The sequence below is a fragment of the Allobosea sp. P4_C6 genome (genome assembly GCF_056402015.1).
In genome coordinates this window covers 134020-160742 of record NZ_JBFUIF010000001.1, presented here as the reverse complement: position 1 = coordinate 160742, position 26723 = coordinate 134020, and the positions used below count along the sequence as shown (strand labels likewise).

Sequence of the window (26723 nt, the reverse complement as noted above, 5' to 3'; positions counted from 1 at the left end):
CGATACGATGCCTGTCCAGACCTGAGTCGCCCAACCCGGTCCTGCTGCCTTCTAGCGACCAAAGACCTTATTCGGCAAGAGCCGCGAGCAGGCTGTGAAACATCACCCCAAGATTTCGACCGCTTTTGCGATGGTTGGGCAAAGGTCTCATGACTGCACCAGCGCCAGATGAGGAGCGGCCGCCGCCGTTCCTTTCCGCCGTGATGCTGCCGAGACCTTGCGCCCCTTGGCCACTTGCGGCGGCCGCTGGACAATGGCCGCGTCCCCGCGTACGCCCCGCCGCACGCCCGCCTTCGCTTTCCTGGGCTCGGCTTCCTCAATCGGCACGTTGCCGTCTCCCGCCAATACGGCCAGATAGCGCTGCGTCCACCAATCGATATCCGTGGCGGCGATCGTCGCGTAGAGCGCCTCGAAACGGCGTATGCGCTCCGATTTCGGCATGGCGAGGGCCGTGCGGATCGCTTCCGCCACTTCATGGGTGTCGTAGGGATTGACGATCAGCGCCTCACGCATCTGATGAGCAGCGCCGGCGAAGCGCGAGAGCACGAGCACGCCCGGATCGGCTGGATCCTGCGCCGCGATATACTCCTTCGCCACGAGATTCATGCCGTCGCGCATCGGCGTGACCAGCCCGACCTGAGCGCGGCGATAGAAACCGGCGAGCGCACTGCGCGAATAGGCCTTCTTGACGACGCGGATCGGCGTCCAGTCGAACTCGCCGAGCTGCGCGTTCAAACGCCCCGCGACCTCATCCGAAAGTCGGTCGAGCTCGGCATATTCGGGCACGTCGCTGCGCGAAGGCGGCGCGATCTGCAAAAGGCTGACCCTGCCGCGATGCTCGGGGTGGCTGCGCATGAAATCGCCGAAGGCTTCGAGGCGCTGCACTATGCCCTTCGAATAGTCGAGCCGGTCGACGCCGACGACGAGCTTGCGCTCGCCGAGCGATTCCCGCGTGGCGCGCAGTGGCGTCGGCGCCTGCCGCGTCGAGGCGGCGGCGAGGCGGCGAAACGATTCGACATCGATGCCGATCGGGAACGCCTGCACCGCAGTTTCGCGTGTGCCGAGCCGGACGCGCTGCCCGTCGGTGCGGCCGCCGCACAACGACACCAGCCCGCCGATCAGGTTGCGGGCATCGACCTCCGTCTGCATGCCAACCAGATCGTAGGCGGCGAGCGTGCGGATCAGCGTCGCGCTGAACGGCAAGGCCCCGATCACGTCGGCCGACGGCCAGGGGATGTGATGGAAATAGCCGATCCGATTGTTGACGCCGCGCCGGCGCAGCTCGGCGGCCAGCGGGATGAGGTGATAGTCGTGGATCCAGATGATGTCATCGGGCTGGATCATGGCCGCCAGCGCCTTGCCGAAGCGGCGGTTGACGCCGAGATAACCCATGTAATCGCTGCGCCGGAAATCAGTCAGCCCGAGCCGGTAGTGCATCAGGGGCCAAAGGGCCCGGTTCGAGAAGCCGAGATAATAGCTCTGCCGCTCCGCCTCGCTGAGATCGGTCACGGCGTAGGTCACGTTGCCGCGCTGGACCTGCTTGATCTCGTTCGTCGCCGTTTCGCTGATGTTGCCGCTCCAGCCGAACCACAGCCCTCCGCGCTGCTCGAGAGCCTCGCGCAACGCCACCGCGAGCCCGCCTGCCGTTGCCTTTTCGTGACGATCAGGGATGGTGACGCGGTTCGAAACGACGATCAGGCGCATAGCGACGAATTTCTCCAGGGGGGCCGCCCGATTTTCGCCATCGGCGGCAGGAACAGAACGCCCGCAAAGGCGTAATGTTTCCGGGGTGCAGAGCTGGCCGCATGGCGAAGCGGGGGCAGCCCTGCGGTGAAATCGTGGTCGCCACTATCAGGCGATGAGTAGAGCGAGGCAACCCCAAGGACGTTTTTTCCGCGCCGTGGGCCCGCACGGCGCAGAGCGAAAGGATTGCCAGCGAAGGCAGCCGTTCTTCTGCCGTCTTCCCTGTCCAGATAGAGAACGATGACGATATTGATCGAAACGGAAACTGTTCCCGGCACCCGCGATATCGATGCGGGGGCGCAGCAGATCGCTCTGTTTTTGGACTTCGACGGAACGCTCGTCGAAATCGCGCCGTCGCCGGAGGACGTTCAGCTCGATCGGCGCGTTGCTCCGGCGCTCGAAGCCTTGCGCCAGCAGCTCGGCGGAGCGCTCGCGCTCGTCTCCGGGCGCCCCATCGCCTTCCTCGACGAGATGCTCACGCCGTATCGGTTCGACATCGCCGGCCTGCACGGGGCGCAGATAAGGCAGGGCGACGAGATCCGCTCCCAATCCGATGTCCCGGAGAATATGCGCGAGGCCGTGCGCGACCTCGTCCGGTTCGCCAACAGCCATGTCGGCATCATCGTCGAAGACAAGCGCATCTCGGCTGCGCTGCATTGGCGGCTCGCGCCGGAACTGAAGGACGAGGCGCTCGATCTGATGCGCAAGGCCGCGGCCAAGCTCGGACCGGGCGTGCGCCTGCAGGAAGGCAAGTCCGTGGCGGAGCTGGTTCCGGCCGGGGCGAGCAAGGGCAACGCCATCGCCTGGCTGATGGCGACGCCGGCTTATGCGGGGCGGCGCCCCGTCTTCATTGGCGACGACATCACCGACGAGGACGGCTTCGAGGCTGTCAACGCCATGGGCGGCCTCTCGATCCGGATCGGCGCCGACCGGGAAAGCCTCGCGGCAATCCGGCTCGCTTCGCCCACCGCCTTGCGGCATATCCTTCTCGAGGCTGCCGAGAACGGCGGCCTCACTGCCTCCAGCTTTTCCCAGGACTGATCATGACCGTAACGACTTCGGCTGCGGGGCAGCACTCCGCCTCGCTCGACCTTGGCGTGATCGGCAACTGCTCGATCGCCGCGCTCATCGACCGGCGCGCCCGCATCGTGTGGGGCTGCTTTCCGCGCTTCGACCGCGACCCGGTGTTCTGCTCGCTGATCGACAACCAGGCCAATGACGGCAACGCCGAGCCCGAGAAAGGCTTTTTCGGCATCGAACTCGTCGGCATGACCCGCTGCGAGCAGGGCTATCTCGACAACACCGCGATCCTCTCCTCGGTGCTCTCGGACGACCAGGGCAACGCCATCGAGATTCTCGACTTCGCGCCGCGCTTCGTGCGCTACGAGCGCTCCTTCCGTCCGCCGCAGCTCGTGCGCCGCGTGCGGCGGATTTCGGGCCGCCCGCGCATCCGCGTCCTGGTCAAGCCCTGCCTCGGCATCGGCGAGGAGCCGGACGAATTCACGCGCGGCTCCAACCATGTCCGCTTCGTCGGTGCCGACCAGACCATCCGGCTGACCACGAACGCACCGCTCTCCTATGTCGTGGAGAGCACGCCCTTCGCCGTCGACCAGTCCTATTCCTTCTTTATCGGCTCCGACGAGGCGCTGCGCGCCGAGATCGAGACCACGTCCCGCGAGTTCCTCGACAAGACCACCGACTACTGGCGCGATTGGGTCCGTTCGCTCTCGATCCCCTTCGAATATCAGCGCGAGGTGATCCGTGCGGCGATCACGCTCAAGCTCTGCTCCTTCGAGGAAACCGGCGCGATCGTGGCGGCGCTGACGACCTCGATCCCGGAAGCACCGGGCACGCAGCGCAACTGGGATTACCGCTATTGCTGGCTGCGCGACGCCTATTTCGTCGTGCATGCGCTGAACCGGCTCGGCACGACGCGGACGATGGAGGACTATCTCGGCTTCATCACCAACATCGTCGACACCTTCTCGGAGAGCGGCGCCGAGCATCTGCCGCCGCTCTACCCGATCACGCGCGGTGGGACGCTGCTCGAATTCGAAGCCTCGAACCTGGCGGGCTATCGCGGGCACCAGCCGGTGCGCTTCGGCAACGGCGCGGCGACGCAGATCCAGAACGACGGCTACGGCGCGGTCGTGCTGGCGGCGACGCATTCATTCTTCGACCGGCGCCTGATCCAGCCGGGCAAGGATACATTGTTCGGCCAACTTGAGCGCATGGGCGAGATCGCCATCGCCGTCTTCGACAAGCCCGATGCCGGCCCCTGGGAGCTGCGCGAGAAGGAGGCCGTGCATTCCTTCTCCAGCGTGATGTGCTGGGCCGCCTGCGACCGGCTCGCCCGCATCGCCGGCACGCTCGGGCGCGCCGACCGGAAGGAATACTGGAAGGGAGAGGCAAGACGGCTCAAGAACATCATCGCCGAGCAGATCTGGAACGAGGAGAAGGGGCATTTCGTCTCGACCTTCGGCGGATCCGAGCTCGATGCGACGCTGCTGCTGCTGGCCGAGCTCGGCTTCGTCAAACCGGACGACGCCCGTTTCATCGCGACCGTCGAGGCGATCGGGCGCGATCTGAAGCGGGGCGACCTGATGTTGCGCTACGCCACGCAGGACGATTTCGGCTTCATGCATACCGGCTTCCTGATCTGCGCCTTCTGGTATGTCGATGCGCTGAACGCCATCGGCCGCAGCGAGGAGGCCAAGGAGCTGTTCGATCGCATCCTCAAGCGGCGCAACAGCTTCGGCCTGCTATCCGAGGATGCCGATCTCAAGACCGGCGAGCTCTGGGGCAATTTCCCGCAGACCTATTCGATGGTCGGGCTGATCAATTCGGCGATGCGCCTCAGCCGCAATTGGGAAGAGGCCTTCTGAGCCCCGGCTGGCGCAGGGATCAGCGTGGCGAACCGACGCGGAAAGCCACCGGGATCACGGCATAGACCATCACCAGCACCATCGGCGGCACGGCCAGCGCCGTGACGCCCAATGTCGGCCAGCCCTGCGTGAACGGCATGATCGCCATCAGCAGCACGTTGATCGCGGCATAGGCGCCGAGGGTGGCGACGACCAGAAAGCGCAGCCGAGCGAGAAATCGCGACAGAGAAGAAGGCGTGCCCATGAGAGTGACCTTGTCTGGAACGAAACGTATCGTTTCTATTTGATTGAATTAAACGGCCCGTTTCGTTATGTCAAGAAGCGGGCTGCACCGAAGCCCGGAATGGTGGAAAGCATGACGGAGCCGAATACGAAGCGCCGCGCCTCGATCGGCGCACGACGCAGCCCGGAGACGGAGGCCGCCGTGAAGGCGGCGGCGCGGGCCCTTCTCTCGGAGAAGGGCTATGCGGGTTTCTCGATCGAGGAGGTCGCCCGCCGCGCCGGTGCCGGCAAGCCGACGATCTATCGCTGGTGGCCGAACAAGGCCGAGCTCTTCATCGCGATCTACGGAGCGGACAAGGACGCGGCGATCCCGGTGCCGGACACGGGATCGCTTCGCGACGATCTCTTACGCTACACGAAGGACCTCTGGCGCTTCTGGCGCGAGGATACGGCGGGCCGTGTCTTCCGGGGGCTGATCGCCGAAGCCCAGACCAGCGAGACCGCCCTCGCCGCTCTGCGCTTCAAGTTCATGCCGGAGAGGTTGGCTTCACCCCGCAAGATGTTCGTCCGCGCCGCCGAGCGCGGCGCGTTCGCTGCTGAGGAGATCGACGACCGGCTCGAACTCTGGGTCGGCTTCAACTGGCTGCATGTGCTGACCGACCGGCTGAGCGAGGACGAGCCCTCGCTCCCGCGCAAGATCGCCCTGCTCTGCCGCTGAGCGCGGCTTATTCCACCCTGGCGGCAGCCCGCATCACGGCGAGTGCCAGCACCTGCGCCGCCGGCACGAGGCTCTCGACTTCCAGGAACTCGTCCGGCGTATGGGCCATGCCGCCGATCGGGCCGACGCTGCACAGCGTCGGAGTGCCCTGCGCGGCGGTGAAGCCGGAATCGGCGCAGCCGCCGGTGAACTCCGCCGTGACGCCAATGCCGAAGGCGGCGGCCGCCTCGCGATAGGTGTCATAGAGCGCGGCCGATTCCGGCGAGCGCTCGAGCGGCAGGAATTCGCCCTTGATCGAGAGGACGGCGCTGGTACCCACGACCTCGGGCGCCTCGACGATGGCCTTGATCTTGCCGACCATCTCGTCGCGCTGGGCGGCGGTGACATAGCGCAGGTCGATCTCGCACCAGGCGTGAGGCGCGATAGTGTTGACGGTCTGGCCGCCGCCGATCAGGCCGACATTGACGGTGACGCCCTTTTCCAGATCGGTGAGGCCCTGAAGCTTCGGGATCTTGTGGCCGAGATCGACGATGGCCGAGGCGCCCTTCTCGTAGTTCGCGCCGGAATGGGCCGGCTTGCCGGTGAACTCGGCGCGCATGAAGACACCGCCCTTGCGGCCACTGGTGACCGACTGCTTGTGATCCCTGGCGAAATCGGTGCCCGCCGGCAGGCGGCTGGGCTCGGCGTTGAAGACGCAGCGCGACTCGCGCGCCGCCGCCTCGATCACCGGCCGCGAGGATGGCGAGCCGATCTCCTCGTCGCTGGTGGTCAGCATCAGGATCGGCGCGGAAACTCCGCCGCATTCGGCGAAGGCGGCTGCGACGAAGGCCGAGATGACGATGCCGCCCTTCATGTCGGCGACGCCCGGCCCATAGGCGCGCGAGCCCTTGATGGTGAAGGGCCGGCGCGTCGGCTCGCCCTGCGGGAAGACGGTGTCGCGATGGCCGAGCAGCAGTACCGGCCGCTGGTCGTTGGCGGTGGGGTTGGGCAGGCGCGCCTTCACCGCGTCGCCGAAGCGGGTATCCGGCACGATCTCGACATCGAGCCCGTTCGCCTTGTGGAAGCGCGCGACGACCTCGCCGGCCCTGTCGACACCGGCCTTGTCGTAGGAGCCCGAGTCGGTATCGACCATCTCGCGCAGCAGCGCGACCATCCCTTCCTTGCGGCTCGCCAGCCACTCGGTGACTTTCTGTTCCTCGGGGGTCAAGGCGCTCATCGGCTCACTCGCAGTCGTTCCGCATGGGACAATGCAGCGAGCTTACTGGCTGCGGCCACATGGGCAATGGCAGATGGCCGCGGCGATGCCATTCATGCCGCGCATGCCGCCCGCTCCGAGCAATTGCGGGCAACAAAAAGGGGCCGCGCAGGAAGCGCGGCCCCTTTTTTCGGTCGGCGTTAGCGAATTACTCCGCCGCTTCCTGCGGCGTGTTCTCGGTCACCGAGATCGCCGGACGAGCCCGGCCATCCGATCTGGCGAGCGCGCGGCGCACGCCGTTGCCGTAATCCGGGTGGACCCTGTCGAAATGCGCGAGCTGGCGCTCCTCGATCTCCTGCGGGATGCCGCCCATCGCCGCGGCGATATTGGAGAACAGGCGCTCCTTCTGGCCGGCGTTGAACAGGTTGAACAGGGCGCGCGGCTGGCCGTAATCGTCGTTGCCGATGCGATGGTTGTAGCGGTCGGCATCGCCCGAGATCTTCAGCGGCGGCTCCTTGGCGGAGGGCTGCTCGACCGGGCCGCTGAAGGAGTTCGGCTCGTAATAGGCGTTCGGATGGCCGGTGCGGATACCGCCATACGTGTTCATCTGGCCGTCGCGGTGATAGTGATGCACCGGGCATTGCGGCTGGTTGACCGGGATATTCTCGTAATGCGTGCCGAGCCGGTGGCGATGGGCGTCGGCATAGGAGAAGACGCGGGCCTGCAGCATCTTGTCGGGCGAGAAGCCGATGCCGGGCACGATGTTCGACGGCGAAAAGGCCGCGTTCTCGATCTCGGCGAAATAGTTCTCCGGGTTGCGGTTGAGCTCCATCACGCCAATGTCGATCGGCGGATAATCCGCATGCGGCCAGACCTTGGTGAGATCGAAGGGGTTGTAGGAGGTCTTCTCGGCGTCCAGTTCCGGCATAATCTGGACCTGGACCTTCCACTTCGGAAACTCGCCGCGCTCCAGCGCGTTGAACAGGTCCTCCTGGGTGGACTCACGCGTCTTGCCGATGACCTTCTCGGCTTCCTCGTTCGTCCAGTGCCTGTGGCCCTGCAGGGTCTTGAAGTGGAACTTCACCCAATAGCGCTCGCCATTGTCGTTCCAGAACGAATAGGTGTGCGAGCCGTAGCCGTTGATGTGGCGCACATCGGTCGGCAGGCCGCGATCCGACATCAGGATGGTGACCTGATGCAGGCTCTCAGGGCTCAGCGACCAGAAATCCCACATCGCGGTGGGCGAGCGCATGTTGGTCTTGGGATGCCGCTTCTGGGTGTGGATGAAGTCGGGGAACTTCACGGGATCGCGCACGAAGAAGACCGGCGTGTTGTTGCCGACGAGGTCCCAGTTGCCTTCCGGCGTGTAGAACTTGATCGCGAAGCCGCGCACGTCGCGCTCGGCGTCGGCCGCACCCATCTCGCCCGCCACCGTCGAGAAGCGCAGGATCAGCGGGGTCTCGGTGCCCGGCTGCAGAGCCTTGGCCTTGGTGTATTTCGAGATGTCGCCGGTGATCTTCAGCGTGCCATGCGCCCCCCACCCCTTGGCATGGACGGCGCGCTCCGGAATGCGCTCGCGGTTCTGGTGCGCCAGCTTCTCGATGAGCTGATAATCCTGGAGGAGAACCGGACCGCGCTCGCCGGCCGTGATCGAATTCTGATTGTCGGGAATCGGCGCGCCAGCCGTCGTCGTCATGGTGACGCCGGTCTTCGGGTTCCTCGGATCATTGGCGGACATGGCTCATTTCCCTCCTTACGAGCAGCCGGCCGCTGCGCAGTCTGCGCAGCGGTTTGGAATTGGAGGAAGTAACAGCGCTTTGTGACGACAATGTCCAATACCGTTTACGGCGGTCCACGATAAGTTTATCAAATCGCCATGATTACACTGAAGCAGCTTCGCTATTTCGCCGCTCTCGCGCGCTACCGCCATTTCGGCCGCGCTGCGCAGGAGTGCCATGTCAGCCAGCCGGCATTGTCGCTCCAGATTCAGGAGCTCGAAGCCTTTCTCGGCTGCCAGCTCGTCGAGCGCCGGCGCGGCGCCATCGCGTTGACCGAAATGGGCACGGAGATCGCCGAGCGCGGCCGCCGAATCCTGCTGGAGACGAGCGATCTCGTCGACCATGCCCGCCATCGCCGCAGCCTGCTCGGCGGCGAGCTCGATCTCGGCGTCATTCCCTCGATCGCGCCCTATCTGCTGCCGGCGACGCTGCCGCTGCTGCAGCGGCGCTACCCGGCCCTGGATCTGAGACTCCGCGAGACACAGACGGCGACCCTGCTCGATGACCTGATCGAGGGTGGGCTCGACGTCGCCCTGCTCTCGCTGCCGATCGAACGCGCCGGTATAGAAACCCTGCCGCTGTTCGACGATCCCTTCCTGCTGGCCGTGCCGGCTGAAGCCCAGCCCAACGCCGCCCCCTTCCGTCCGGATGCGCCGTTCGCCGGCGAGAATCTGCTGCTGCTCGAGGAAGGCCACTGCCTGCGCGACCAGGCGCTGAGCTTCTGCCGCACCACGCCCGGCGGCTCGCGCCGGCAATACGGCGCCTCCAGCCTCTCGACTATCATGCAGATGGTGGCCAACGGCTTCGGCACCACGCTGATGCCGGCGATGGCCCTGCCGATCGAATTCAGGCCGGACATGCCGGTCAGGCTCTTCCGCTTCGCGGCCCCAGGGCCGAGCCGCTCGATCGGCCTCGCATGGCGCCGGACCTCGCCGCGCAAGGCCGATTTCGAAGCGCTCGGCGCGATCCTGGCGGAGGTCGGCACCACGCTCACCGGCGACCGGCTGCCAGCCGCCGAGCCCGGCACGATCAAGCTGATCGCGGCCTAGTCGCCCGGCTCAGACCAGGCCGGCATACCAGGCCGCAACGTAGACGGCCGTACCCGCCGCCATCGGCACGAGCGGGTTGATCTTCGAGCGATAGGTCACGAACGCGGTCGCCGCCGTGATGACGAAACCGAAGAGGCCGGCATCGGCGGCGATCGTCGCGACAGCGCCGCTCGCGAGCATCAGGCCGAGCGCAATCGGCACCAGCGCCAGCGTGACGATCCGGACGATGCGGTTGTCGCTGAAGCGCTGCAGTCCGCGGCTGCTGGCGAGCGCCAGCAGCGAGGATGGGATCAACATGGCGGCCGTCGCGACCAGCAGGCCGCTCGTCCCGGCGACATGCCAGCCGACGATGCTGGCGAGCATGACATTCGGCCCCGGCGCCGTCTGGGCGATGGCGAAGAGGCGGGCGAAGGTCGGCGCGTCCATCCAGCCGAGGATGTCGACGATCTGGCGATGGATTTCCGGCACGACGGCATTGGCGCCGCCGATCGCCATCAGCGAGATCGTACCGAAGGTGATGACGAGCTGGCCGAAGACGCTGCGTTCCATCAGACCCGCCGCGCTCCCAATGAGGCCGCGGCAAGGCCGAGAGGCACCAGCACCAGCAAAGTCGGCAGCATCGGCAGCCGCAGCACGCCGATGGCGAGAAAGGCCGCAGCGGCCATCACCCAGGCCCAGCGGGCGAGACCGGCCTTCGTCAGAAGGCGCAAGGCCGTGCCGAGGATGAGCCCGGCGGCGCTCGCCGCCGCGCCTGTCAACGCCACCTGCGCCAGCGGGTGATCGGAAACGGCATCGTAGATGTTTGCGATCGCGACCAGCGAGAGCAGCGGCATCGCCATCAGGGCGAAGACGCAGGTCAGCGCCCCCATGGTCCCGCGAAAGCGGTCGCCGAGCATCACGGCGGCATTGACGGTGTTGGCGCCCGGCAGCGCCTGGCAGATGCCCATCAGCTCGGCATAGCCGCGATCATCCAGCCAGTTGCGCTCGGCCACGATGATATGGCGCGCCACCGGCCCGACGCCGCCGAAGCCCATCAATCCGATCTTGAGGAAACCGGTAAACAGCGCCGACAGGGAGGGCGGAGGCGCGTCCGTGGCGGTTTCGAGGGCTGACATCGACGGTTGCTAGCGCCGCGATTCCATCGCCATGCGCAGGGCGAAACCGGCGAGCACCGTGCCCATCAGCCAGCGCTGCACCAGAGACCAGAACGGCCGGGTGCGCAGGAAGAGCGCGATGCTGCCCGCCGCCGTCGCGATCAGCGCGTTGACGCTGCCGCTGACCAGGATCTGGACGAGACCGAGCACCAGCGACTGGCCGAGCACATGGCCAGCGGCCGGGTCGATGAACTGCGGGAGAAGCGCGAGGTAGAACATCGCGATCTTCGGGTTGAGCAGGCTGGTCAGGAAGCCCATGGCGAAAAGCTTGCGCGGCCCGTCATGCGGCAGGTCGCGGACATGGAAGGGCGAGCGAGCGCCCGGCCGTACCGCCTGCCAGGCGAGCCAGAGCAGATAGGCCGCGCCGCCCAATCTGAGCGCGTCATAGGCGTATGGGACGGCGAAAAGCAGCGCCGTGATGCCGAAGGCGGCGCAGAACATGTAGACGAAGAAACCCAGGATCACGCCGCAGAGAGAGATCAGCCCGGCGCCCCTGCCCTGCGCGATCGAGCGCGAGATCAGGTAGATCATGTTGGGGCCGGGCGTGAGCACCATGCCGAGAGCGATCAAGGCGAAGGTGACGAGAGTCGTCGTCTCAGGCATGGCGAAACGCTCCTGCGATGTCGAGCGCTTGGAGCATGGATCGGAAAGACCGACAATCGGCATCGCCGCAGGAGCGGCCATGCAGCCTTTCGATGGATTTGGGCAGCGGCCCGAAGCGCCTGGGCGGAACCGTAGAAGGTGCCAGCGGTTGTCGCCTGCAAGCGGATTGGGGGGAAACATGACGCTGTTCAGCCGGCTGCTCTACACGATCATCTCCTTCGCGCTGCTCGGGGCGTCGATCATATTGATCGGCGTCGCGGTCTGGCGGACATCCAACGGCTTCTGGACCGGCGACGGCGCGCTCGACACCATGCTCGACGCGATCGGCCTCGTGATCATCGCGGTCGCCGTCGCCGATGTCGGCAAGTTCCTGTTCGAGGAAGAGGTGATCGCCGATCGCGAGATGCGCCAACCGGCGGAAGCGCGGGGATCGCTGACCAAGTTCATGTCGATCATGATCGTGGCGCTCTCGCTGGAATCGCTGGTGCTGATCGCCAAGACTTCGCGCGAAACCATGCGCGACCTCGTCTATCCCGGCCTCTTGGTGTTGCTCGCCGTGCTGGCGCTTGTGGGGCTGGGTCTGTTCCAGAGGCTCAGCCAGAATGCGACGGCTGCCATGCCGCCGGATCGCGAGGAAAGCGAGGGCGAAGCCGAGAGCGTTGAATCGAGGCCCTCGACGCAAGGCCCCAAACGCGGGTCATCCCAGCCGAAGCGAAGCGCAGAGCCGGGATCCATGCCTGAGCCCATCCGATAGGCGTTCAGGCGCGCGTCATCCCGGGTCTCCCCGCGGTCGCCCGGGACGACGCCCGCCTGAAACGAAACGTCCTCACCGTGGCTCGTCGACGAGGAAGAGGTCAGTATCGTCCGGCTTGGCGCCGGCAGCGGTCAGCATCGCGTGGATCTGGCCGCGATGATGGGTCTGGTGATTGAACAGATGGGCGATCGCGAAGGCGCGTGGCTTGCCCATCTCGCGGCCGGCGGCGCCAGAGTACCAGATCAGCGTGCCGCGCAGCCAATCGGCCTCGATGCTCTCCGCCCAGGAGAGGATCGCCTCGTCGCGCTGGCGGCGACGCGCGCAGAACTGGGTCCAGTCCTCGAAATAGACAGCGGAATCGCGCCCGCCAACGGCCGGCTTCTCGCTGCCCGTCAGACGGCTGAGCCAGGTCTCGTCGGCCCAGAGCAGATGGTTGAAGGTGCCGTGGATCGACTTGAAGAAGGCGCCGCGGTCGAGCTTGCGCGCCTCGTCGCTCAGCCCGTCGGCCGCGGCCAGCAGGCTCCGGTTCTGCCAGGCATTGTAGCGGGCCAAGGTCTGGACAAAAGCGGGGTCGACCATGGCTGCCTCCTCGTCAGATGACGTTGGCCTCCTTCAGCGGCCTGCCCGCAACGATGCGCTCGTGGCCGAGATCGGCAAGGTCGAGCGAGCGATAGCGGCCATGCGCGATATACTCGGCGAGGCCGCGCCCGACCGCCGGTGATTGCTGCAGGCCGTGCCCCGAGAAGCCGTTGGCGAGGTAAAGATTCGGCAGGCCGATGGCAGGGCCGACGATGGCGTTATGGTCGAGCCCGCACATGTCGTAGGGGCCGGCCCAGGCGCGGCCGGGCTTGATCTGCTCGAAAGCCGGAATGCGATGAGCGAGCGATGGCCAGACCACTTCCTCGAAGAAGGCCCAGTCTATGTCCTCGGCGCCGGGATCGGTCTCGATCCATTCGACGTCCTGCTCCTGCGTGAGCGGTGAGCAACTGCCGATGAAGAGCTGGCCGTCGCTGCCGCGCTGACCCTCGGGCCGGCACCACGCGCCGGTCGCATCGATCAGCAGCGGGCAGTTCCCCACATCGCCCTTGCAGGTAAAGGTGAAGACGTAGCGCTTCATCGACTTCACGGGGATATCGATGCCGGCGGTGGCCGCGAGCCTTGCGCCATGGGTGCCGCTGGCGTTGACGACAGCGCCGCAGGCGATGCGGCTGCCATCCGCGAGTTCGACCGCGGTGACGCGCCCGCCTTCGCTGATGTAGCGGGCTACTTCGCCCTGCCGATATTCGACGCCGAGGCTGCGCGCCTTCTTGCGGAAGGCCTGGAGCAGGGCCCAGCCGTCGAACCAGCCCTCGCCGCTGACGCCGAAGGTGCCGCAGGCGAGATCATCGACATTGAGCCAGGGGAAGCGCTGCTTCAGGACGGCAGGATCGTAGAGGGCGATGTCGGCCCCCTCTGCCGCCTGCAGCTTCTGGTTGGCCTTGAGGATCGGCGCGCCGGCTTCGCTCGCGAGATAGAGATAGCCGCCTTCATGCAGGTCGATCGCCGGCACGTCGCCATCAACAGCCAGATGGCTGCCGATGCTGCGCAGGAAATCGATGCCGAAGAGCGAGATGCGGATGTTCACCGCGCTGGAAAACTGCTGGCGGATCGAGGCGGCCGAGAGCGCGGACGCCGAGAAACGGTAGGTCGGGTCCTTCTCGATCACCACGACACGGCCTGTGAAGCCGGGATCGGCTGCGAGATGATAGGCGACGGAGGAGCCGATCGCGGCACCGCCGCAGATCACGACATCGGCGCTTTCGGAGACGGGCGGCATGGCAGGCCTCGCGCGGACCGGCTCCGTGACGGAAAGCCGGGTTGGTGAATTTCGCGCATGAATGACTGAGGCTCGCGCGCTTGTCGAGAGGTGCTCTAAGTCGCCGGAGCACATTCTCCGAGCAGCCAGTCGCGGAAAGCCACCACGGTCGGCAGGTTCGCCTTCTCTTCGGGATAGACGAGATAATAGCCGTCCCTGCCCGTCACCGGCCGATCGATGGGGATGACCAGCGAGCCCGAGCGCAGTTCCTCCTCGACGAGGAAACGCGGCACGATGGCGAGCCCGAGCCCCGCCACCGCCGCCTGCGCGATCATGGCGAACTGCTCGAAGCGCGGCCCCATCAACGCCCGCTCGGGCGCCAACCCCTGCTGCTCCAGCCAGTTCGCCCAGGCGCGCGGCCGCGTCGATTGCTGGAGCAGCGGCACGCGCAGCATGTCGGCCGGGGCGACGATGCCGGCGCGCGCGATCAGGGACGGCGCGGCGACGGGCACGACCTCTTCTCCCATCAGCCGGTGCAGCCGCGCGCCGGGCCAATTCTCGGCGCCGAAATGCACGGCGGCATCGACCTGCTCGCGGGCGAAGTCGAAGGGGACGAGCCGCGTGGTGAAGTTGATGGTGATGCCGGGATGCGCCTCGGTGAAACGCGGCAGGCGCGGAATCAGCCAGCGCGTGCCGAAGGTCGGCAAGGTGGCGAGGTGGAGCACGCCGGCGGCCCCGCGGAAGGCCATGGCGGAGACGGTCGCCGCGGCGAGTCGGGACAGGCCGTCGCGGATATCGGCGGCATAGGCAGCGCCCGCGGCGGTCAGGCTGACGCGCTTCTTCACACGCTCGAACAGGCTGACGCCGAGCGTCTTTTCCAGATGGGCCACCTGACGGCTGACCGCGCCCTGCGTCAGGCTGAGTTCCTCAGCCGCGCGGGTGAAGCTGCCATGCCGGGCAGCAGCCTCGAAAGCTGCGAGCGCCGAGAGGGAGGGGACCGAGAGGCGGCCGGGAACCAGTGCATCATCCATGACAATTACTCACCAAGTGGTGAGAACATATCGGTTGCCGTCCGCCCATGAAAGAGGGCATTCTCCCGCCCCAAAGCGTGGCGACCTGGTTTCCGCGCCCTTCTGTCATGCGCCCCCAGGGCATCCGCTCGCGACCGCTGGAAGACAAAGATGGCCACATCCCTGCCGAAAGACACGCTCGCCCTGCTCAAGCGCCTCGGCGTCTCCAACTCGGCCTATGCCGATGCCGGCCTGTCTGCCCGCTCGCCGATCACCGGCGAGACCGTGACGACCCTGCGCGAGACGTCACCGGCGGAAGCGGAGGCCGCGATCGGCCGGGCGCAGTCGGCCTTCCTGGCCTGGCGCAAGGTGCCGGCGCCGCGGCGCGGCGAGTTCGTCCGCCTGCTCGGCGAGGAGCTGCGCGCCGCCAAGGCCGATCTCGGCCTGCTGGTGACGCTGGAAGCCGGCAAGGTGACCTCCGAGGGCCTCGGCGAAGTGCAGGAGATGATCGACATCTGCGACTTCGCGGTCGGCCTGTCGCGCCAGCTCTACGGCCTGACCATCGCCACCGAGCGCCCGAACCATCGCATGATGGAGACCTGGCACCCAATTGGCATCTGCGGCGTGATCTCGGCGTTCAACTTCCCGGTCGCCGTCTGGTCGTGGAACGCCGCGCTCGCCTTCGTCTGCGGCGACAGCGTCGTCTGGAAGCCTTCCGAGAAGACCCCACTGACCGCGCTCGCCGTGCAGGCCATCGTCGAGAAGACGATGAAGCGCTTCGGCCCGGAAGCGCCGGTCGGCCTCTCGGAAATCCTGATCGGTGGCCGCGAGCTCGGCGACATCCTTGTCCAGGACCATCGCGTCCCGGTCGTCTCGGCCACCGGCTCGACCCGCATGGGCAAGGAAGTCGGCCAGAAGCTCGCCGCGCGTTTCGCCCGCGCCATTCTCGAGCTCGGCGGCAACAATGCCGCGATCGTCGCCCCCTCTGCCGACCTCGACATCGCGCTGCGCGGCATCGCCTTCGCCGCGATGGGCACGGCCGGCCAGCGCTGCACCACGCTGCGCCGCCTGATCGTTCATGAGAGCGTCTATGACGCGCTCGTGCCGAAGCTCGCCAAGGTCTACGGCTCGGTGAAGATCGGCGATCCCCGCGAAGCCGGCGTGTTGGTCGGCCCGCTGGTCGACGAAGCCGCCTATCACGGCATGCAGAAGGCGCTGTCCGAGGCCAAGGCCGAGGGCGGCAAGGTCCATGGCGGCGAGAAGGTCGATGTCGGCTCGGGCGGTTTCTATGTCCGTCCGGCGCTCGTCGAGATGCCCAAGCAGTGCGGCCCGGTCGAGCGCGAGACCTTCGCCCCGATCCTCTACGTCATGAAGTACCAGACCATCGAGCAGGCGATCGCGCTGCAGAACGCGGTCGGCGCCGGCCTGTCCTCCTCGATCTTCACGCTGAACATGCGCGAGGCCGAACTCTTCGTCTCCGATGAGGGCTCGGATTGCGGCATCGCCAACGTCAATATCGGCCCCTCGGGCGCCGAGATCGGCGGCGCGTTCGGCGGCGAGAAGGAAACGGGCGGCGGCCGCGAGGCCGGCTCGGACGCCTGGAAGGCCTATATGCGCCGCGCCACCAACACCGTGAACTACGGCACCACGCTGCCGCTGGCGCAGGGCGTCAGCTTCGACGTGGATGCGTGATCGATAGATAAGGAAACACCACCGTCATTCCGGGGCGCCGCGTGAGCGGCGAGCCCGGAACCCAGAACCGATGCCCTCTCCAAGAGGGTCGAACCGTTCCACTGATCTGGATTCTGTTCCGCGGCTCTGGATTCCGGGCTCTTCGCTCCGCGAAGCCCCGGAATGACGGCTCTGGAATCTGAGGGAGACGAAAACCATGGCCGGCAGCCACAAGCTCGCGCAGTTCACCTGGGACGATGCCTATCTGCTCGACGAGCAGCTGAACGAGGACGAGCGGCTGATCCGCGACACGGCCCGCGCCTATGCGCAGGAGAAGCTCGCTCCCCGCATCCACGACGCCTATCTCGACGAGAAGACCGACCGCTCGATCTTCAACGAGATGGGCGAGCTCGGCCTGCTCGGCGTCACCGTGCCGGAGGAATATGGCTGCGCTGGCGCCAACTACGTCTCCTACGGCCTCGTCGCGCGTGAGGTCGAGCGCATCGACTCCGGCTACCGCTCGATGATGTCGGTGCAGTCCTCGCTCGTGATGTATCCGATCTTCGCCTATGGCAGCGAGGAGCAGCGCAAGAAGTACCTGCCGAAACTGGGCTCCGGCGAATGGGTCGGCTGCTTCGGCCTGACCGAGCCGGATGCCGGCTCCGACCCCGGCGGCATGAAGACCCGCGCCGAGAAGGTCGCCGATGGCTACAGGCTGACCGGTTCGAAGATGTGGATCTCGAACTCGCCGATCGCCGACGTCTTCGTCGTCTGGGCGAAATCGGCCGCGCATGACAACCAGATTCGCGGCTTCATCCTCGAAAAGGGCATGAAGGGCCTCTCCGCGCCGAAGATCGGCGGCAAGCTTTCGCTGCGCGCCTCGATCACCGGCGAGGTCGTGATGGACGGCGTCATCGTTCCGGAAGAGAATCTGCTGCCGAACGTCTCAGGGCTCTCCGGCCCGTTCGGCTGCCTCAACCGCGCTCGCTACGGCATCTCCTGGGGCGTGATGGGCGCCGCCGAGGATTGCTTCCACCGTGCCCGCCAGTACGGGCTCGACCGCAAGCAGTTCAACAAGCCGCTCGCCCAGACGCAGCTCTACCAGAAGAAGCTGGCGGACATGCTGACCGAGATCACGCTCGGCCTGCAGGGCAGCTTGCGCGTCGGGCGCCTGCTCGACGACGGCAAGATGGCGCCGGAGATGATCTCCCTGGTGAAGCGCAACAATTGCGGCAAGGCGCTCGACATCGCCCGCCAGGCCCGCGACATGCACGGCGGCAACGGTATCCAGATCGAGTACCATGTGATGCGCCACGCCGCGAACCTCGAGACGGTGAACACCTATGAGGGCACGCATGACGTCCACGCGCTGATCCTCGGCCGGGCGATCACCGGCCTGCAGGCGTTCTTCTGAAACCCGCCCGTCATCCCGGCCGCAGCGAAGCGAAGCGCCGGGATCCATCGTAGAGCTCGTCGCCTTACGATGGATCCCGGGACAAGCCCGGGATGACGGCGCTCAGGCTGTGTCCATGTCCCTTCCCACGCCCCCCACCCCTCCCCTCGCCGGCCTGCGCGTCCTCGAACTGGCGCGTATCCTCGCAGGTCCCTGGATCGGCCAGCTCCTGGCCGATCTCGGCGCCGATGTCGTCAAGGTCGAGGCGCCCGAGGGCGACGACACCCGCAAATGGGGCCCGCCCTTCGTCGAGGGCATTGGCGACGAGCATCTCTCCGCCGCCTATTTCCACGCCGCCAATCGCGGCAAGCGCTCGATCACGGCCGATTTTCGCACGGCAGAGGGGCAGGCGCTGGTGAAGCGGCTCGCAGCCCATACCGATGTCGTCATCGAGAACTTCAAGGTCGGCGGCCTCGCCAAATACGGGCTCGACGCCGCCTCTCTGCGCCGGGAATTCCCGCGCCTCGTCTACTGCTCCGTCACTGGCTTCGGGCAGGACGGACCCTATGCGCCGCGCGCCGGCTACGACTTCCTGGTCCAGGGCATGGGCGGGGCGATGTCGATCACCGGCGAGCCTGCGGGCGCGCCGATGAAGGCTGGCTATGCGGTCGCCGACATCTACACCGGGCTCTATGCGTCGGTGGGCATCCTCTCGGCGCTGCGCCAGCGCGACACGACCGGCGAAGGCGCGACGCTCGACCTTGCTTTGCTCGATTCCCAGGTCGCGGTTCTCGGCAACCAGGCGATGAACTATCTCGTCTCGGGCAATCCGCCGCCGAGGCTCGGCAACGCGCACCCCAACATCGTGCCCTATGACGTCTTCCCGGTCGCGGACGGCCATATCATCATCGCCACCGGCAATGACGGGCAGTGGCGGAAGCTCTGCGAAGTGCTCGGCGAGCCGGGGTTGGCCGCGCAGCCGGACTACATCGACAACAAGTCACGGGTGAAGAACCGCGTCGCGCTGACCGCGCGGTTGCACGCGCTCTGCCAGCGTTACGCCAAGGCCGATCTGCTGGCCGCGCTGGAGAAGGTCGGCGTGCCGGCCGGTCCGATCAACGATATCAGCGAGGTCTTCGACGACCCGCAGGTTGTCGCGCGCGGCGTCAAGGTCGAGTTGCCGAGCGCGGCGGCAAAGGCCGGCGTGATCCCGACCGTCGCCTCGCCGATCGTGATGAACGGCGTGCGGCAAGTGGCGACGCGGCCAAGCCCCGGGCTCGGCGAGCATGCAGACGACATCCTGAACGATCCGGCCTGGGGCGGAGCGCCCGGCGGCCAATGATAGACACAGCCCTCACCCTGAGGAGCCGCGCAGCGGCGTCTCGAAGGATAGTCCAGCGCGCTCTGGAGCATCCTTCGAGACGCGGGCTCCGCCCGCTCCTCAGGATGAGGCCTCGCAAAAAGGGCAGCGAACATGGCTAATCGCACTGGCGGGCAGATCCTCGTCGACCAGCTCATCCTCCATGGCGCCACCGACGCCTTCTGCGTGCCGGGAGAGAGCTATCTCGCCGTGCTCGACGCGCTGCACGACGCCTCGATGAAGGTCACCATCTGCCGGGCCGAGGGCGGCGCCTGCATGATGGCGGAAGCCGCCGGCAAGCTCACCGGCAAGCCCGGTATCTGCTTCGTGACGCGCGGCCCCGGCGCCACCAACGCCTCTCCCGGCGTCCATATCGCCGACCAGGATTCGACCCCGCTCATCCTCTTCGTCGGCCAGATCGACGGCAGCATGCGCGAGCGCGAGGCCTTCCAGGAACTCGATTACCGCGCCGTCTTCGGCACCATGACGAAATGGGCGACCGAGATCGACGATGCCGCACGCATCCCGGAGATCATCAGCCGTGCCTTCCATGTCGCGACCTCCGGCCGCCCCGGCCCGGTGGTGATCGCGCTGCCCGAGGACGTGCTGACCGATCTCGCGGATGTTGCCGACGCCGAGCCGTATCAGGTCACCGAGCAACACCCCTCGGCGGTCCAGATCGACGAGCTCGCCAAGCGCTTCGCCGCGGCCAAGGCGCCGATCGCCATCCTCGGCGGCTCGCGCTGGAGCCCTGAGACGATCGCGCAGTTCCAGGCTTTCGCCGAGCGTTTCGACCTGCCGGTGGCGGTCTCGTTCCGCCGGCAGATGCTGTTCCCGGCCGATCATCCGAACTTCGCCGGTGATCTCGGCATCGGCCCGAACCCGAAGCTGCTCGCCCGCATCAAGGAGAGCGATCTCGTCCTGTTGATCGGCGGGCGGCTGTCGGAGATGCCGAGCCAGTCCTACACCCTGTTCGGCATCCCGAACCCGGGGCGGCCGCTGGTGCATGTCCATGCCGATCCGGAAGAGCTCGGCCGGGTCTATCGCCCGGCGCTCGCGATCAACGCTTCGCCGGCCGGCTTCTGTGCCGCGCTGAAAGCGATCGAGCCGCCGCAGGCGCCGGCCTGGGCTGGAGCGGCCGCGGCTGCGCATGAGAATTATATCGCCTGGAGCGAGCAGCCGGCGCCGGTGCCGGGCGAATTCCACCCCGGCGAGATGGTGCGCTGGCTGCGCAGCCAGCTGCCGGACGACGCCATCCTCTGCAATGGCGCCGGCAACTACGCCACCTGGGTCCACCGCTTCCATCGCTTCAACAAGTTCGCGACGCAGCTCGCCCCGACCTGCGGCTCGATGGGCTATGGCGTGCCCGCGGCGATCGGCGCCAAGCGCATCTTCCCCGAGCGCACGGTCATCGCCTTCGCTGGCGACGGCTGCTTCCTGATGAACGGTCAGGATTTCGCGACGGCCGTGCAATACGACCTGCCCGTCATCGTCGTCGTGGTCGATAACGGCATGTACGGCACGATCCGCATGCACCAGGAGCGCGAATACCCCGGCCGTGTGTCGGCGACGACGCTGAAGAACCCGGATTTTGCTGCTTACGCCAAGGCCTTCGGCGGCCATGGCGAGCGCGTCGAGACGACGGCCGAGTTCGCGCCGGCCTTCGAGCGCGCGGTGAAGAGCGGCAAGCCCGCGATCATCCACTGCCTGCTCGATCCCGAGGCAATCACCCCGGCCAAGTCGCTCTCGACGATCCGTGCCGAGGCTTTCGCCGCTCAACGCAAGGACTGAGAGCGGGCAAACCAGATCCGCTGCATCAGCCCGTCCTTCAGGACGAACTGGTGCAGCAAAGCCGCGCCCGCATGGATGAAGGCGAGCGCGGCCATGACGTCGAAAAGCGTCGCATGCGCCTGCAGCATCGCCTGGTATGTCTTCGGGTCCGGGCCGATCGGATGGGGCACTGAGAAGGCCCCGAAGAACAGCGTTGGAATCTGGATCGGCGCCGCCGCCGTCATCAGGAAGCCGGTGACCGGCAGCGCCAGCAGGCAGAGATAGAGCGCGGCCTGCACTGCGGCGGCYGTGGCGCGCTGCCAGCGCGGCATCGGGACGGGTTCYGGCGTCGGCAGCACGAACCGAGCGGCAAGCCGCAGCAGAACGAGCCCGCCGAGGGTCAGCCCGAACGACTTGTGCCACTGATAGAGGGCGAAACGACTGAGCAGGTCGCGCGTCTCGTCGCCCATCAGGCGGGAAAGCCCGTACTGCATCCCGATGAGCGCTACGGTGGCCCAATGCAGCAGGATGAGGAGCGGATGCCAGTTGCGAGGCCGCATCGCTGCGTATCCTAGCGCGAGATCACGCCCTTGATGTCGATCTCGACCTGATCGTCGATGATGTTCACGTCGCGGCCGATCTCGAAAGCAGCGCGCGAAAAGGTTGCGGTGGCGCGGAAGGGAAGATTACCGCTGCCACGTGCCGCAGCCGGATCGCGGTCGGCGACGGCGTTCACCGTGACCGGCTGCGATGTCCCCCGGATCGTTAGTTGCCCCCGGATTGACAGGCCGCGCTCGCCGGTCCGCACGACCTCCTGCGAGACGAAGCTCGCCACCGGATAGCGGGCGACATCGAGCATGCTCTGCCCCTTGATGAAGCCGTCGACGAGGTCGGTCCCCGTATGCAGCGACGCCGTCTGGATCGTCATCCGGATGCGGCTGCGTTCGGGCCGGTCGAAGTCGAGCGCGATAGCGCCGTCGACACGGTCGAAGAGGCCGGTCGCGGTCTGCACGCCGAAGCGCCGCGCCACGAAGGCGACCTCGCCAGCCCCTTTCGACAACGACCAGCTTTCCTGCGCGATGGCCATGGCGGAGAGCGGCCCGAGGAAGGCCAATGCAAGGAGCGCACGCTTCGTCATGGCAGGGGATCCTTCGCTACCGATGCGGCGGCATCTTAGGCGCGACTTCGCGGCGGAGCAGTGGCGAACACGCGGTTGTGAGCAAGGCGCGCGATCGGCGGCAAAGATTCTTAACCGCATCGGTGAACCCGAACCGAACCTTTTGCGACCACTCGTCGTTGATACGGCGACGATGCGGAGGACAAGGCGATGGCACGGGCAAGGATGATGCGATGGGCGATGGCCGCGGCGCTCGTCGTCTCGGCTGCTCCCGGCGCGCAAGCGGCCGGCCTGTTCGACGAACTGGCGCGTGCGATCTTCGGTGGCGGGCCGCGCCTGCGGGCCTCACCGATCTATGAATTGGACGAGGCGCCGCGGATGCGTGCGCCGCGGCCGCGTGCCCCGGAAGCAGCCTCCAAGCCGAAGCCGCCGGTCGTCCAGCTCGATCCCCAGACCGACCGCCAATGGTATCTCAAGGACCCGACGCTGCGGCGTGGCGATATCGTCGTCACCGCGGGCGGCGTGCTGGTCTATCAGGGGCGTGATGCCGACGCGCTGCACTCCGCCGATTTCGTGGCGCTGGGTGGCGGCGATTCGAAGGGCTGGAAGCAGCAGTTGCAGGCTGCCGCGGCCGGCGGACGCAACATGTTCGACAATGGACAGGCTGTCGCCCCATCGGCAGGTAAGCGCACCGAGGCGACCGCCAGCGCTACGGCTTCCGCGGACTGACACCATCGAAGGTCGAGCGGATGGCGCGCGCCAGCGCGATCGCCGCCCAGCCCTGGAAGATCAGCTCGATCGCGAAGAAGGTGCCGAGCACCCACAGGCTCGAGCCGGGCCATTGTGCCAGGATCATCCCGCCGAGCAGCAGGGACAAGGCTCCCGAAAAGGCGATCCAACCCCAATGGGGCAGTTGACGATTCTGGAAGGCGACGACGAGGCGCAGGACGCCGGTCGCGACCAGCGCGGCGCCAGCCAGCAGCGTCAGCGAGGCGGTGGCGACCAGCGGGTTGACGAAGGTGACCACGCCGACCGCGACATAGAGCACGCCGATCAGGATATGCAGCAGGCGGCTTTTCCAGGCCTGATGGCGGAAGGCGTCGATCAGCACGACGATGCCGCCGACGAAGATCATCGCGCCGAACCAGATCGCGCTGGCGACGCTGAGCAGCGCCACCGCGCCGAGCCCGAGCACGCCGAGAATGACGAGCGCGATGCCCGCGGCCATCAGCCAGCCCCAGTTCCGCCGGAGCGGGATGAGATGCGTGCCGAGGGAGGGCGGGCTGGAAACCTGCGACGGTGTGCTCATGTCGGCCGACTCCGTTCCGGGCGGGCCGCGATAGCGGGAACCGCTTCGTTGGACTGCTGCGCATGAGAACCCCGCGCGGCGGTTGCGTCAATGATTTGCCGCAAGCCTGGCGCGCGAGACGTCGCTCCCCTCGGAAATCGCGCTTCCCCTCCGTCGGCTTCAGCCGAGCTTTTCGGCGACGAGCCTGCGCAGGCCGCGCAGGTCCTTGACGAAGCCGCGGATGCCTTCCGCCAGCTTCTCGGTACCCATCGCATCCTCGTTCATCGCGAAGCGGAAGGCCTTCTCGTCGAGCACGATCGGCTTCGTGTAACTCGATACCGACTGGGGCGACGCCGCCGGTGACAGCTTGCGCGGGAGATCTCCCGTCGCAGCGGCGAGTTCGTCCAGCAGGCTGGGGCCGATGGTCAGCCGGTCGCAGCCGGCCAGGGCCTCGATCTCCCCGATATTGCGGAAAGACGCCCCCATCACCACGGTCTTGATGCCGAACGTCTTGTAATAGGCGTAGATGCTCTTCACCGAGACGACGCCGGGATCGGTCTCGGCCGTGTAGGGGCCGCCGCCCGCCTTGACGTGCCAATCGAGGATGCGCCCGACGAAGGGCGAGATCAGGAAGGCCTTGGCATCGGCCGCCGCAACCGCCTGCGGCAGCGCGAACAACAGGGTCAGGTTGCAGTCGATGCCTTCCGCCTGCAGCACCTTGGCCGCCTGCAGCCCCTCCCAGGTCGAGGCGATCTTGATCAGGATGCGATCCTTGCCGACGCCGCGCTCCTTGTAGGCCGCGATGATGGCGCGGGCCTTCTCGATGCTCGCCTGCGTGTCGAAGGAGAGATCGGCATCGACCTCGGTGGAGACGCGGCCGGGCACGATCTTGGTCAGCTCCGTGCCGAAGCTCACTGCCAGCCGGTCGCAGACGGCGTGGACTGCCTTCTCGCCACCCTGCTTCTTACCCCAGCCGATCGCCTCGTCGACGAGATGGGCATAGGCCGGCGTCTCGACAGCCTTCAGGATCAAGGTCGGGTTGGTCGTGCAGTCGACGGGCTTCAACCGGCGCACGGCCTCGATGTCGCCGGTGTCGGCGACGACGGTGGTCATCTCGCGGAGCTGGTCGAGCTTGGAGGCGGTCATCGATCTATCCTCGGCAATTCTTCTTGTCGTAACGCATTCACTGTGGCGCCTGTTCATCGCGATGGCGAGAGCGATGAAGCAATCCGGCCATGCAGCGGGCTTGCGCGCACGTCATGCCCGGGCCTGACCCGGGCATCTCTGGAAGGAGGGGGCGCCTCTTCCTGCAAGAGATTCTCGGGTCTGCGTTTCGCCTCGCCCGAGAATGACGACTGGGAACGGCCCTCAGCTCTTCACCGCTCCCGAGGTGAGGCCACCGACCATGTTCTTGCGGAACATGTAGTAGATGACGGCCGGCGGGATGGCGTAGAGCAGGCCCGCCGCCATCAGCAGGTTCCAGGGCGCATCGTCAGCCGAGAGGAAGAGGCCGAGACCGACCGCAAGCGGCACCGCCCTCTCCGAAGAGAGCAGCAGGAAAGCGTAGAGATACTCGTTCCAGGCGAGCAGCAGCGCATAGATGCCGATCACCACCATGGAGGGCTTCATCAACGGCAGGTAGACCAGCCGGAAGAGCTGGATCGAGGTGGCGCCGTCCATCACCGCCGCTTCGTCGAGCTCCTTGGGCAGCTTGTCGGAAGCCTGCTTCAGCACCCAGATCGCATAGGGCGAGGCCAGCGCGACCATCGCCAGGATCAGCGAGGCCTGCGTGTTGAGCAGCCCGTAGGAGCCCATCGCCTTGTACATGGGGATCGCGAGGAAGGCGGCCGGGATGAGATAGGTCGCGAGCGCCAGGTTCATGATCGTGCGCCCGCCCTTCACCTTGAGCCGGGCAATGGCGAAGGCGGCGAAGGTGGCGACGAACAGCGTGATCAGCCCCGTCGAGACCGCGATGAAGAAGCTGTTGAACATCTGCAGCCAGAAATTGTGCAGGTAGTAATGCTGCTGCTTGAAGACGATCTGGAAGTTCTGCAGCGTCGGCTGGTCGGGCCAGAGCTTGCCGGCCAGCATCGATTCCTGGTTCGAGATCGACAGCACGAACAGGTGGTAGATCGGCAGCAGCGTCCAGACCAGGACGGGAATCGCGATCAGCAGCAGCTTGCCTTCGTCGAGAACCTTTTTCATGCGTCGGCTCCCTTCGACAGGCGCTTCACCATGACGAAGACCATGGGCAGGATCAGAGGCATGGCGACGATGATCGAGGCGATGCCGAGATCGAGGTTGTTGTTGCGCATGTAGCGGATGCCGAGCGTGGCCAGCACATGGTTTAGGTCGCCGGGCCCGCCGCCGGTGAGCAGGTAGACGCTGTTGAAATCGCCCAGCGTCCAGATCATCGAGAGCATGGTCGAGGTGACGTAGAGCGTCGCCAGCGACGGCCAGGTGATGAAGCGGAACTGCTGCCAGCGATTGGCGCCGTCGACGCTCGCGGCCTCGTAGAGGTCCTGCGCGATGGCGAGCCGGCCGGTGATCAGGATCAGCGTCCAGAACGGCAGCGACTTCCAGATATGGACGAAAATCGAGCACATGAAGGCGAGCGTCGGATCGGTCAGCCAGCCCGGCCCTTCCATGATGCCGAACCACTGGAAGAGCTGCTGGTTCACCATGCCGTTCTCGGGGTTCAGCATCACCCGGAAGGACAGGATCGTCGGAATCGACGGCACCGCCCAAGGCAGGATGAACAGCACCAGCACGATGCGGATCCAGGCGCGCTGCTGCACGAAGAAGCCGGACAGCAACAGCGCGATGAGGAATTTCAGGTTCACCGCCACGAACAGGAACACGATCGTGTTGACGACGGTGCGCAGGAAGATCGGATCGGCGAAGAGGGCCTTGTAGGAATTCCAGTTGAGGCCGAGCCAGAGGCCGTAGGCCACCGGATAGACCACCATCACAGCAAAGACGAGCACATAGGGCGCCAGCATGATCGCGCCCCACATCGCGCGGTCACGCGTGAAGCCGGATTTATCCTCGCGCGGTGCCGAAAGCGGCGCTGTCATGGCGGCAGTGCTCATGGACTCTCCCTGGAATTGTCACCCGGTGAAAGATCCGCCGCGGCAAGCATTGCCGCGGCGGACAAAGGAAGCAAGCGAAACGAGCGCGGGATTCAGATCGCCGGGCCGGACAGGCGTATCCGCCCC

General features: G+C 66.4%; 26 protein-coding genes. 10 read left to right on the top strand and 16 right to left on the bottom strand.

The window, feature by feature from the left end:
* Positions 1–147: 147 nt before the first annotated feature.
* Positions 148–1704, bottom strand: a complete 1557-nt coding sequence (otsA, locus tag AC1DVA_RS00820) for an alpha,alpha-trehalose-phosphate synthase (UDP-forming) (RefSeq protein ID WP_476804647.1) — start codon at positions 1702–1704, stop codon at positions 148–150.
* A 279-nt stretch (positions 1705–1983) separates the two neighbouring features.
* Here otsA and otsB point away from each other — a divergent pair, with 279 nt between their 5' ends.
* Positions 1984–2784, top strand: coding sequence for a trehalose-phosphatase (gene otsB, locus AC1DVA_RS00815; protein ID WP_265052050.1), 801 nt, complete (start codon positions 1984–1986; stop codon positions 2782–2784).
* 2 nt (positions 2785–2786) lie between these two features.
* Positions 2787–4628, top strand: a complete 1842-nt coding sequence (locus tag AC1DVA_RS00810; RefSeq protein WP_476804646.1) for a glycoside hydrolase family 15 protein — start codon at positions 2787–2789, stop codon at positions 4626–4628.
* Between the two features lie 19 nt (positions 4629–4647).
* Here the strand turns inward: AC1DVA_RS00810 and AC1DVA_RS00805 are convergent, their stop codons facing one another.
* Positions 4648–4872, bottom strand: coding sequence for a hypothetical protein (locus AC1DVA_RS00805; protein ID WP_476804645.1), 225 nt, complete (start codon positions 4870–4872; stop codon positions 4648–4650).
* A 111-nt stretch (positions 4873–4983) separates the two neighbouring features.
* On the opposite strand from AC1DVA_RS00805, the gene AC1DVA_RS00800 reads away from it, so the two are divergent.
* A complete protein-coding gene (locus AC1DVA_RS00800) occupies positions 4984–5568 on the top strand; it encodes a TetR/AcrR family transcriptional regulator (protein WP_476804644.1) in 585 nt (194 codons plus the stop codon).
* A 7-nt stretch (positions 5569–5575) separates the two neighbouring features.
* On the opposite strand, the gene AC1DVA_RS00795 is transcribed toward AC1DVA_RS00800, so the two are convergent.
* Both AC1DVA_RS00795 and katA read right to left on the bottom strand, forming a co-directional pair.
* Entirely contained in the window at positions 5576–6784 is a 1209-nt protein-coding gene (locus AC1DVA_RS00795; protein WP_476804643.1) for a M20 family metallopeptidase, read from the bottom strand.
* A 187-nt stretch (positions 6785–6971) separates the two neighbouring features.
* Positions 6972–8501 (bottom strand): catalase KatA, encoded by a 1530-nt coding sequence (katA, locus tag AC1DVA_RS00790; RefSeq protein WP_476804642.1) that lies wholly within the window; start codon positions 8499–8501, stop codon positions 6972–6974.
* Positions 8502–8639: 138 nt separating this feature from the next.
* Between katA and AC1DVA_RS00785 the strand changes: the two genes are divergently transcribed.
* Positions 8640–9590, top strand: a complete 951-nt coding sequence (locus tag AC1DVA_RS00785; protein ID WP_265052045.1) for a hydrogen peroxide-inducible genes activator — start codon at positions 8640–8642, stop codon at positions 9588–9590.
* A 9-nt stretch (positions 9591–9599) separates the two neighbouring features.
* Here the strand turns inward: AC1DVA_RS00785 and AC1DVA_RS00780 are convergent, their stop codons facing one another.
* From AC1DVA_RS00780 to AC1DVA_RS00770, 3 genes are read right to left on the bottom strand one after another with little or no spacing between them, the layout of a single operon-like run.
* Entirely contained in the window at positions 9600–10139 is a 540-nt protein-coding gene (locus AC1DVA_RS00780; RefSeq protein ID WP_265052044.1) for a chromate transporter, read from the bottom strand.
* Positions 10139–10705 carry a chromate transporter gene (locus AC1DVA_RS00775; protein ID WP_265052043.1) on the bottom strand — a complete coding sequence of 189 codons (567 nt, stop codon included), beginning with the start codon at positions 10703–10705 and terminating at the stop codon, positions 10139–10141. Before AC1DVA_RS00775 ends, AC1DVA_RS00780 begins: the two co-directional genes overlap by 1 nt.
* 9 nt (positions 10706–10714) lie before the next feature.
* Positions 10715–11347, bottom strand: a complete 633-nt coding sequence (locus AC1DVA_RS00770) for a LysE family translocator (protein WP_476804641.1) — start codon at positions 11345–11347, stop codon at positions 10715–10717.
* 178 nt (positions 11348–11525) lie between these two features.
* Here AC1DVA_RS00770 and AC1DVA_RS00765 point away from each other — a divergent pair, with 178 nt between their 5' ends.
* On the top strand, positions 11526–12101 hold the full coding sequence (locus AC1DVA_RS00765; protein ID WP_265052042.1) for a GNAT family acetyltransferase: 576 nt from the start codon (positions 11526–11528) through the stop codon (positions 12099–12101).
* A gap of 72 nt (positions 12102–12173) precedes the next feature.
* Here the strand turns inward: AC1DVA_RS00765 and AC1DVA_RS00760 are convergent, their stop codons facing one another.
* The 3 genes from AC1DVA_RS00760 to AC1DVA_RS00750 all read right to left on the bottom strand — a co-directional run bounded on the left by AC1DVA_RS00760 (position 12174) and on the right by AC1DVA_RS00750 (position 14927).
* A complete protein-coding gene (locus AC1DVA_RS00760; protein WP_265052041.1) occupies positions 12174–12680 on the bottom strand; it encodes a DinB family protein in 507 nt (168 codons plus the stop codon).
* Between the two features lie 13 nt (positions 12681–12693).
* A complete protein-coding gene (locus tag AC1DVA_RS00755; RefSeq protein WP_265052040.1) occupies positions 12694–13917 on the bottom strand; it encodes an NAD(P)/FAD-dependent oxidoreductase in 1224 nt (407 codons plus the stop codon).
* 95 nt (positions 13918–14012) lie between these two features.
* Positions 14013–14927 (bottom strand): LysR family transcriptional regulator, encoded by a 915-nt coding sequence (locus AC1DVA_RS00750; RefSeq protein WP_265052039.1) that lies wholly within the window; start codon positions 14925–14927, stop codon positions 14013–14015.
* 150 nt (positions 14928–15077) lie between these two features.
* On the opposite strand from AC1DVA_RS00750, the gene amaB reads away from it, so the two are divergent.
* From amaB to AC1DVA_RS00730, 4 genes are all read left to right on the top strand, one after another.
* On the top strand, positions 15078–16598 hold the full coding sequence (gene amaB, locus AC1DVA_RS00745) for an L-piperidine-6-carboxylate dehydrogenase (protein ID WP_265052038.1): 1521 nt from the start codon (positions 15078–15080) through the stop codon (positions 16596–16598).
* Between the two features lie 196 nt (positions 16599–16794).
* A complete protein-coding gene (locus AC1DVA_RS00740; protein ID WP_265052037.1) occupies positions 16795–17991 on the top strand; it encodes an acyl-CoA dehydrogenase in 1197 nt (398 codons plus the stop codon).
* 115 nt (positions 17992–18106) lie between these two features.
* A complete protein-coding gene (locus tag AC1DVA_RS00735) occupies positions 18107–19312 on the top strand; it encodes a CaiB/BaiF CoA transferase family protein (RefSeq protein WP_476804640.1) in 1206 nt (401 codons plus the stop codon).
* Between the two features lie 132 nt (positions 19313–19444).
* Positions 19445–21121: a thiamine pyrophosphate-binding protein gene (locus tag AC1DVA_RS00730; protein WP_476804639.1), complete on the top strand. Its 1677-nt coding sequence runs from the start codon at positions 19445–19447 to the stop codon at positions 21119–21121.
* Here AC1DVA_RS00730 and AC1DVA_RS00725 read toward each other — a convergent pair.
* A complete protein-coding gene (locus AC1DVA_RS00725; protein ID WP_476804638.1) occupies positions 21106–21660 on the bottom strand; it encodes a cytochrome b in 555 nt (184 codons plus the stop codon). The genes AC1DVA_RS00730 and AC1DVA_RS00725 overlap by 16 nt on opposite strands.
* Before the next feature lie 11 nt (positions 21661–21671).
* A complete protein-coding gene (locus tag AC1DVA_RS00720; protein WP_476804637.1) occupies positions 21672–22238 on the bottom strand; it encodes a YceI family protein in 567 nt (188 codons plus the stop codon).
* A 189-nt stretch (positions 22239–22427) separates the two neighbouring features.
* Here AC1DVA_RS00720 and AC1DVA_RS00715 point away from each other — a divergent pair, with 189 nt between their 5' ends.
* The gene (locus tag AC1DVA_RS00715) at positions 22428–22946 is read left to right on the top strand and encodes a hypothetical protein (RefSeq protein WP_265052032.1); all 519 of its coding nucleotides are present in this window, start codon (positions 22428–22430) and stop codon (positions 22944–22946) included.
* Here the strand turns inward: AC1DVA_RS00715 and AC1DVA_RS00710 are convergent.
* From AC1DVA_RS00710 to AC1DVA_RS00695, 4 genes are all read right to left on the bottom strand, one after another.
* Positions 22927–23526 (bottom strand): HdeD family acid-resistance protein, encoded by a 600-nt coding sequence (locus tag AC1DVA_RS00710; RefSeq protein ID WP_476804636.1) that lies wholly within the window; start codon positions 23524–23526, stop codon positions 22927–22929. The two genes, AC1DVA_RS00715 and AC1DVA_RS00710, sit on opposite strands and share 20 nt — an antisense overlap.
* Before the next feature lie 159 nt (positions 23527–23685).
* On the bottom strand, positions 23686–24651 hold the full coding sequence (gene tal, locus AC1DVA_RS00705) for a transaldolase (protein WP_476804635.1): 966 nt from the start codon (positions 24649–24651) through the stop codon (positions 23686–23688).
* A 222-nt stretch (positions 24652–24873) separates the two neighbouring features.
* Positions 24874–25710, bottom strand: coding sequence for a carbohydrate ABC transporter permease (locus tag AC1DVA_RS00700; protein WP_265052029.1), 837 nt, complete (start codon positions 25708–25710; stop codon positions 24874–24876).
* On the bottom strand, positions 25707–26582 hold the full coding sequence (locus AC1DVA_RS00695; RefSeq protein WP_442865061.1) for a carbohydrate ABC transporter permease: 876 nt from the start codon (positions 26580–26582) through the stop codon (positions 25707–25709). Before AC1DVA_RS00695 ends, AC1DVA_RS00700 begins: the two co-directional genes overlap by 4 nt.
* Positions 26583–26723 lie beyond the last annotated feature (141 nt).

What these genes read in the sequence shown, in the direction of transcription:
- AC1DVA_RS00715 (WP_265052032.1), top strand. Translation starts at nt 22,428, where the DNA reads ATGGCACGGGCAAGGATGATGCGATGGGCGATGGCCGCGGCGCTCGTC.
- AC1DVA_RS00805 (WP_476804645.1), bottom strand. Translation starts at nt 4,872, where the DNA reads ATGGGCACGCCTTCTTCTCTGTCGCGATTTCTCGCTCGGCTGCGCTTT.
- AC1DVA_RS00785 (WP_265052045.1), top strand. Translation starts at nt 8,640, where the DNA reads ATGATTACACTGAAGCAGCTTCGCTATTTCGCCGCTCTCGCGCGCTAC.
- katA (WP_476804642.1), bottom strand. Translation starts at nt 8,501, where the DNA reads ATGTCCGCCAATGATCCGAGGAACCCGAAGACCGGCGTCACCATGACG.
- AC1DVA_RS00750 (WP_265052039.1), bottom strand. Translation starts at nt 14,927, where the DNA reads ATGGATGATGCACTGGTTCCCGGCCGCCTCTCGGTCCCCTCCCTCTCG.
- AC1DVA_RS00730 (WP_476804639.1), top strand. Translation starts at nt 19,445, where the DNA reads ATGGCTAATCGCACTGGCGGGCAGATCCTCGTCGACCAGCTCATCCTC.
- AC1DVA_RS00780 (WP_265052044.1), bottom strand. Translation starts at nt 10,139, where the DNA reads ATGGAACGCAGCGTCTTCGGCCAGCTCGTCATCACCTTCGGTACGATC.
- AC1DVA_RS00735 (WP_476804640.1), top strand. Translation starts at nt 18,107, where the DNA reads ATGTCCCTTCCCACGCCCCCCACCCCTCCCCTCGCCGGCCTGCGCGTC.
- otsA (WP_476804647.1), bottom strand. Translation starts at nt 1,704, where the DNA reads ATGCGCCTGATCGTCGTTTCGAACCGCGTCACCATCCCTGATCGTCAC.
- AC1DVA_RS00795 (WP_476804643.1), bottom strand. Translation starts at nt 6,784, where the DNA reads ATGAGCGCCTTGACCCCCGAGGAACAGAAAGTCACCGAGTGGCTGGCG.
- AC1DVA_RS00720 (WP_476804637.1), bottom strand. Translation starts at nt 22,238, where the DNA reads ATGACGAAGCGTGCGCTCCTTGCATTGGCCTTCCTCGGGCCGCTCTCC.
- amaB (WP_265052038.1), top strand. Translation starts at nt 15,078, where the DNA reads ATGGCCACATCCCTGCCGAAAGACACGCTCGCCCTGCTCAAGCGCCTC.
- AC1DVA_RS00755 (WP_265052040.1), bottom strand. Translation starts at nt 13,917, where the DNA reads ATGCCGCCCGTCTCCGAAAGCGCCGATGTCGTGATCTGCGGCGGTGCC.
- AC1DVA_RS00765 (WP_265052042.1), top strand. Translation starts at nt 11,526, where the DNA reads ATGACGCTGTTCAGCCGGCTGCTCTACACGATCATCTCCTTCGCGCTG.
- AC1DVA_RS00740 (WP_265052037.1), top strand. Translation starts at nt 16,795, where the DNA reads ATGGCCGGCAGCCACAAGCTCGCGCAGTTCACCTGGGACGATGCCTAT.
- AC1DVA_RS00700 (WP_265052029.1), bottom strand. Translation starts at nt 25,710, where the DNA reads ATGAAAAAGGTTCTCGACGAAGGCAAGCTGCTGCTGATCGCGATTCCC.
- otsB (WP_265052050.1), top strand. Translation starts at nt 1,984, where the DNA reads ATGACGATATTGATCGAAACGGAAACTGTTCCCGGCACCCGCGATATC.
- AC1DVA_RS00770 (WP_476804641.1), bottom strand. Translation starts at nt 11,347, where the DNA reads ATGCCTGAGACGACGACTCTCGTCACCTTCGCCTTGATCGCTCTCGGC.
- AC1DVA_RS00810 (WP_476804646.1), top strand. Translation starts at nt 2,787, where the DNA reads ATGACCGTAACGACTTCGGCTGCGGGGCAGCACTCCGCCTCGCTCGAC.
- AC1DVA_RS00710 (WP_476804636.1), bottom strand. Translation starts at nt 23,526, where the DNA reads ATGAGCACACCGTCGCAGGTTTCCAGCCCGCCCTCCCTCGGCACGCAT.
- AC1DVA_RS00760 (WP_265052041.1), bottom strand. Translation starts at nt 12,680, where the DNA reads ATGGTCGACCCCGCTTTTGTCCAGACCTTGGCCCGCTACAATGCCTGG.
- tal (WP_476804635.1), bottom strand. Translation starts at nt 24,651, where the DNA reads ATGACCGCCTCCAAGCTCGACCAGCTCCGCGAGATGACCACCGTCGTC.
- AC1DVA_RS00775 (WP_265052043.1), bottom strand. Translation starts at nt 10,705, where the DNA reads ATGTCAGCCCTCGAAACCGCCACGGACGCGCCTCCGCCCTCCCTGTCG.
- AC1DVA_RS00800 (WP_476804644.1), top strand. Translation starts at nt 4,984, where the DNA reads ATGACGGAGCCGAATACGAAGCGCCGCGCCTCGATCGGCGCACGACGC.
- AC1DVA_RS00695 (WP_442865061.1), bottom strand. Translation starts at nt 26,582, where the DNA reads ATGACAGCGCCGCTTTCGGCACCGCGCGAGGATAAATCCGGCTTCACG.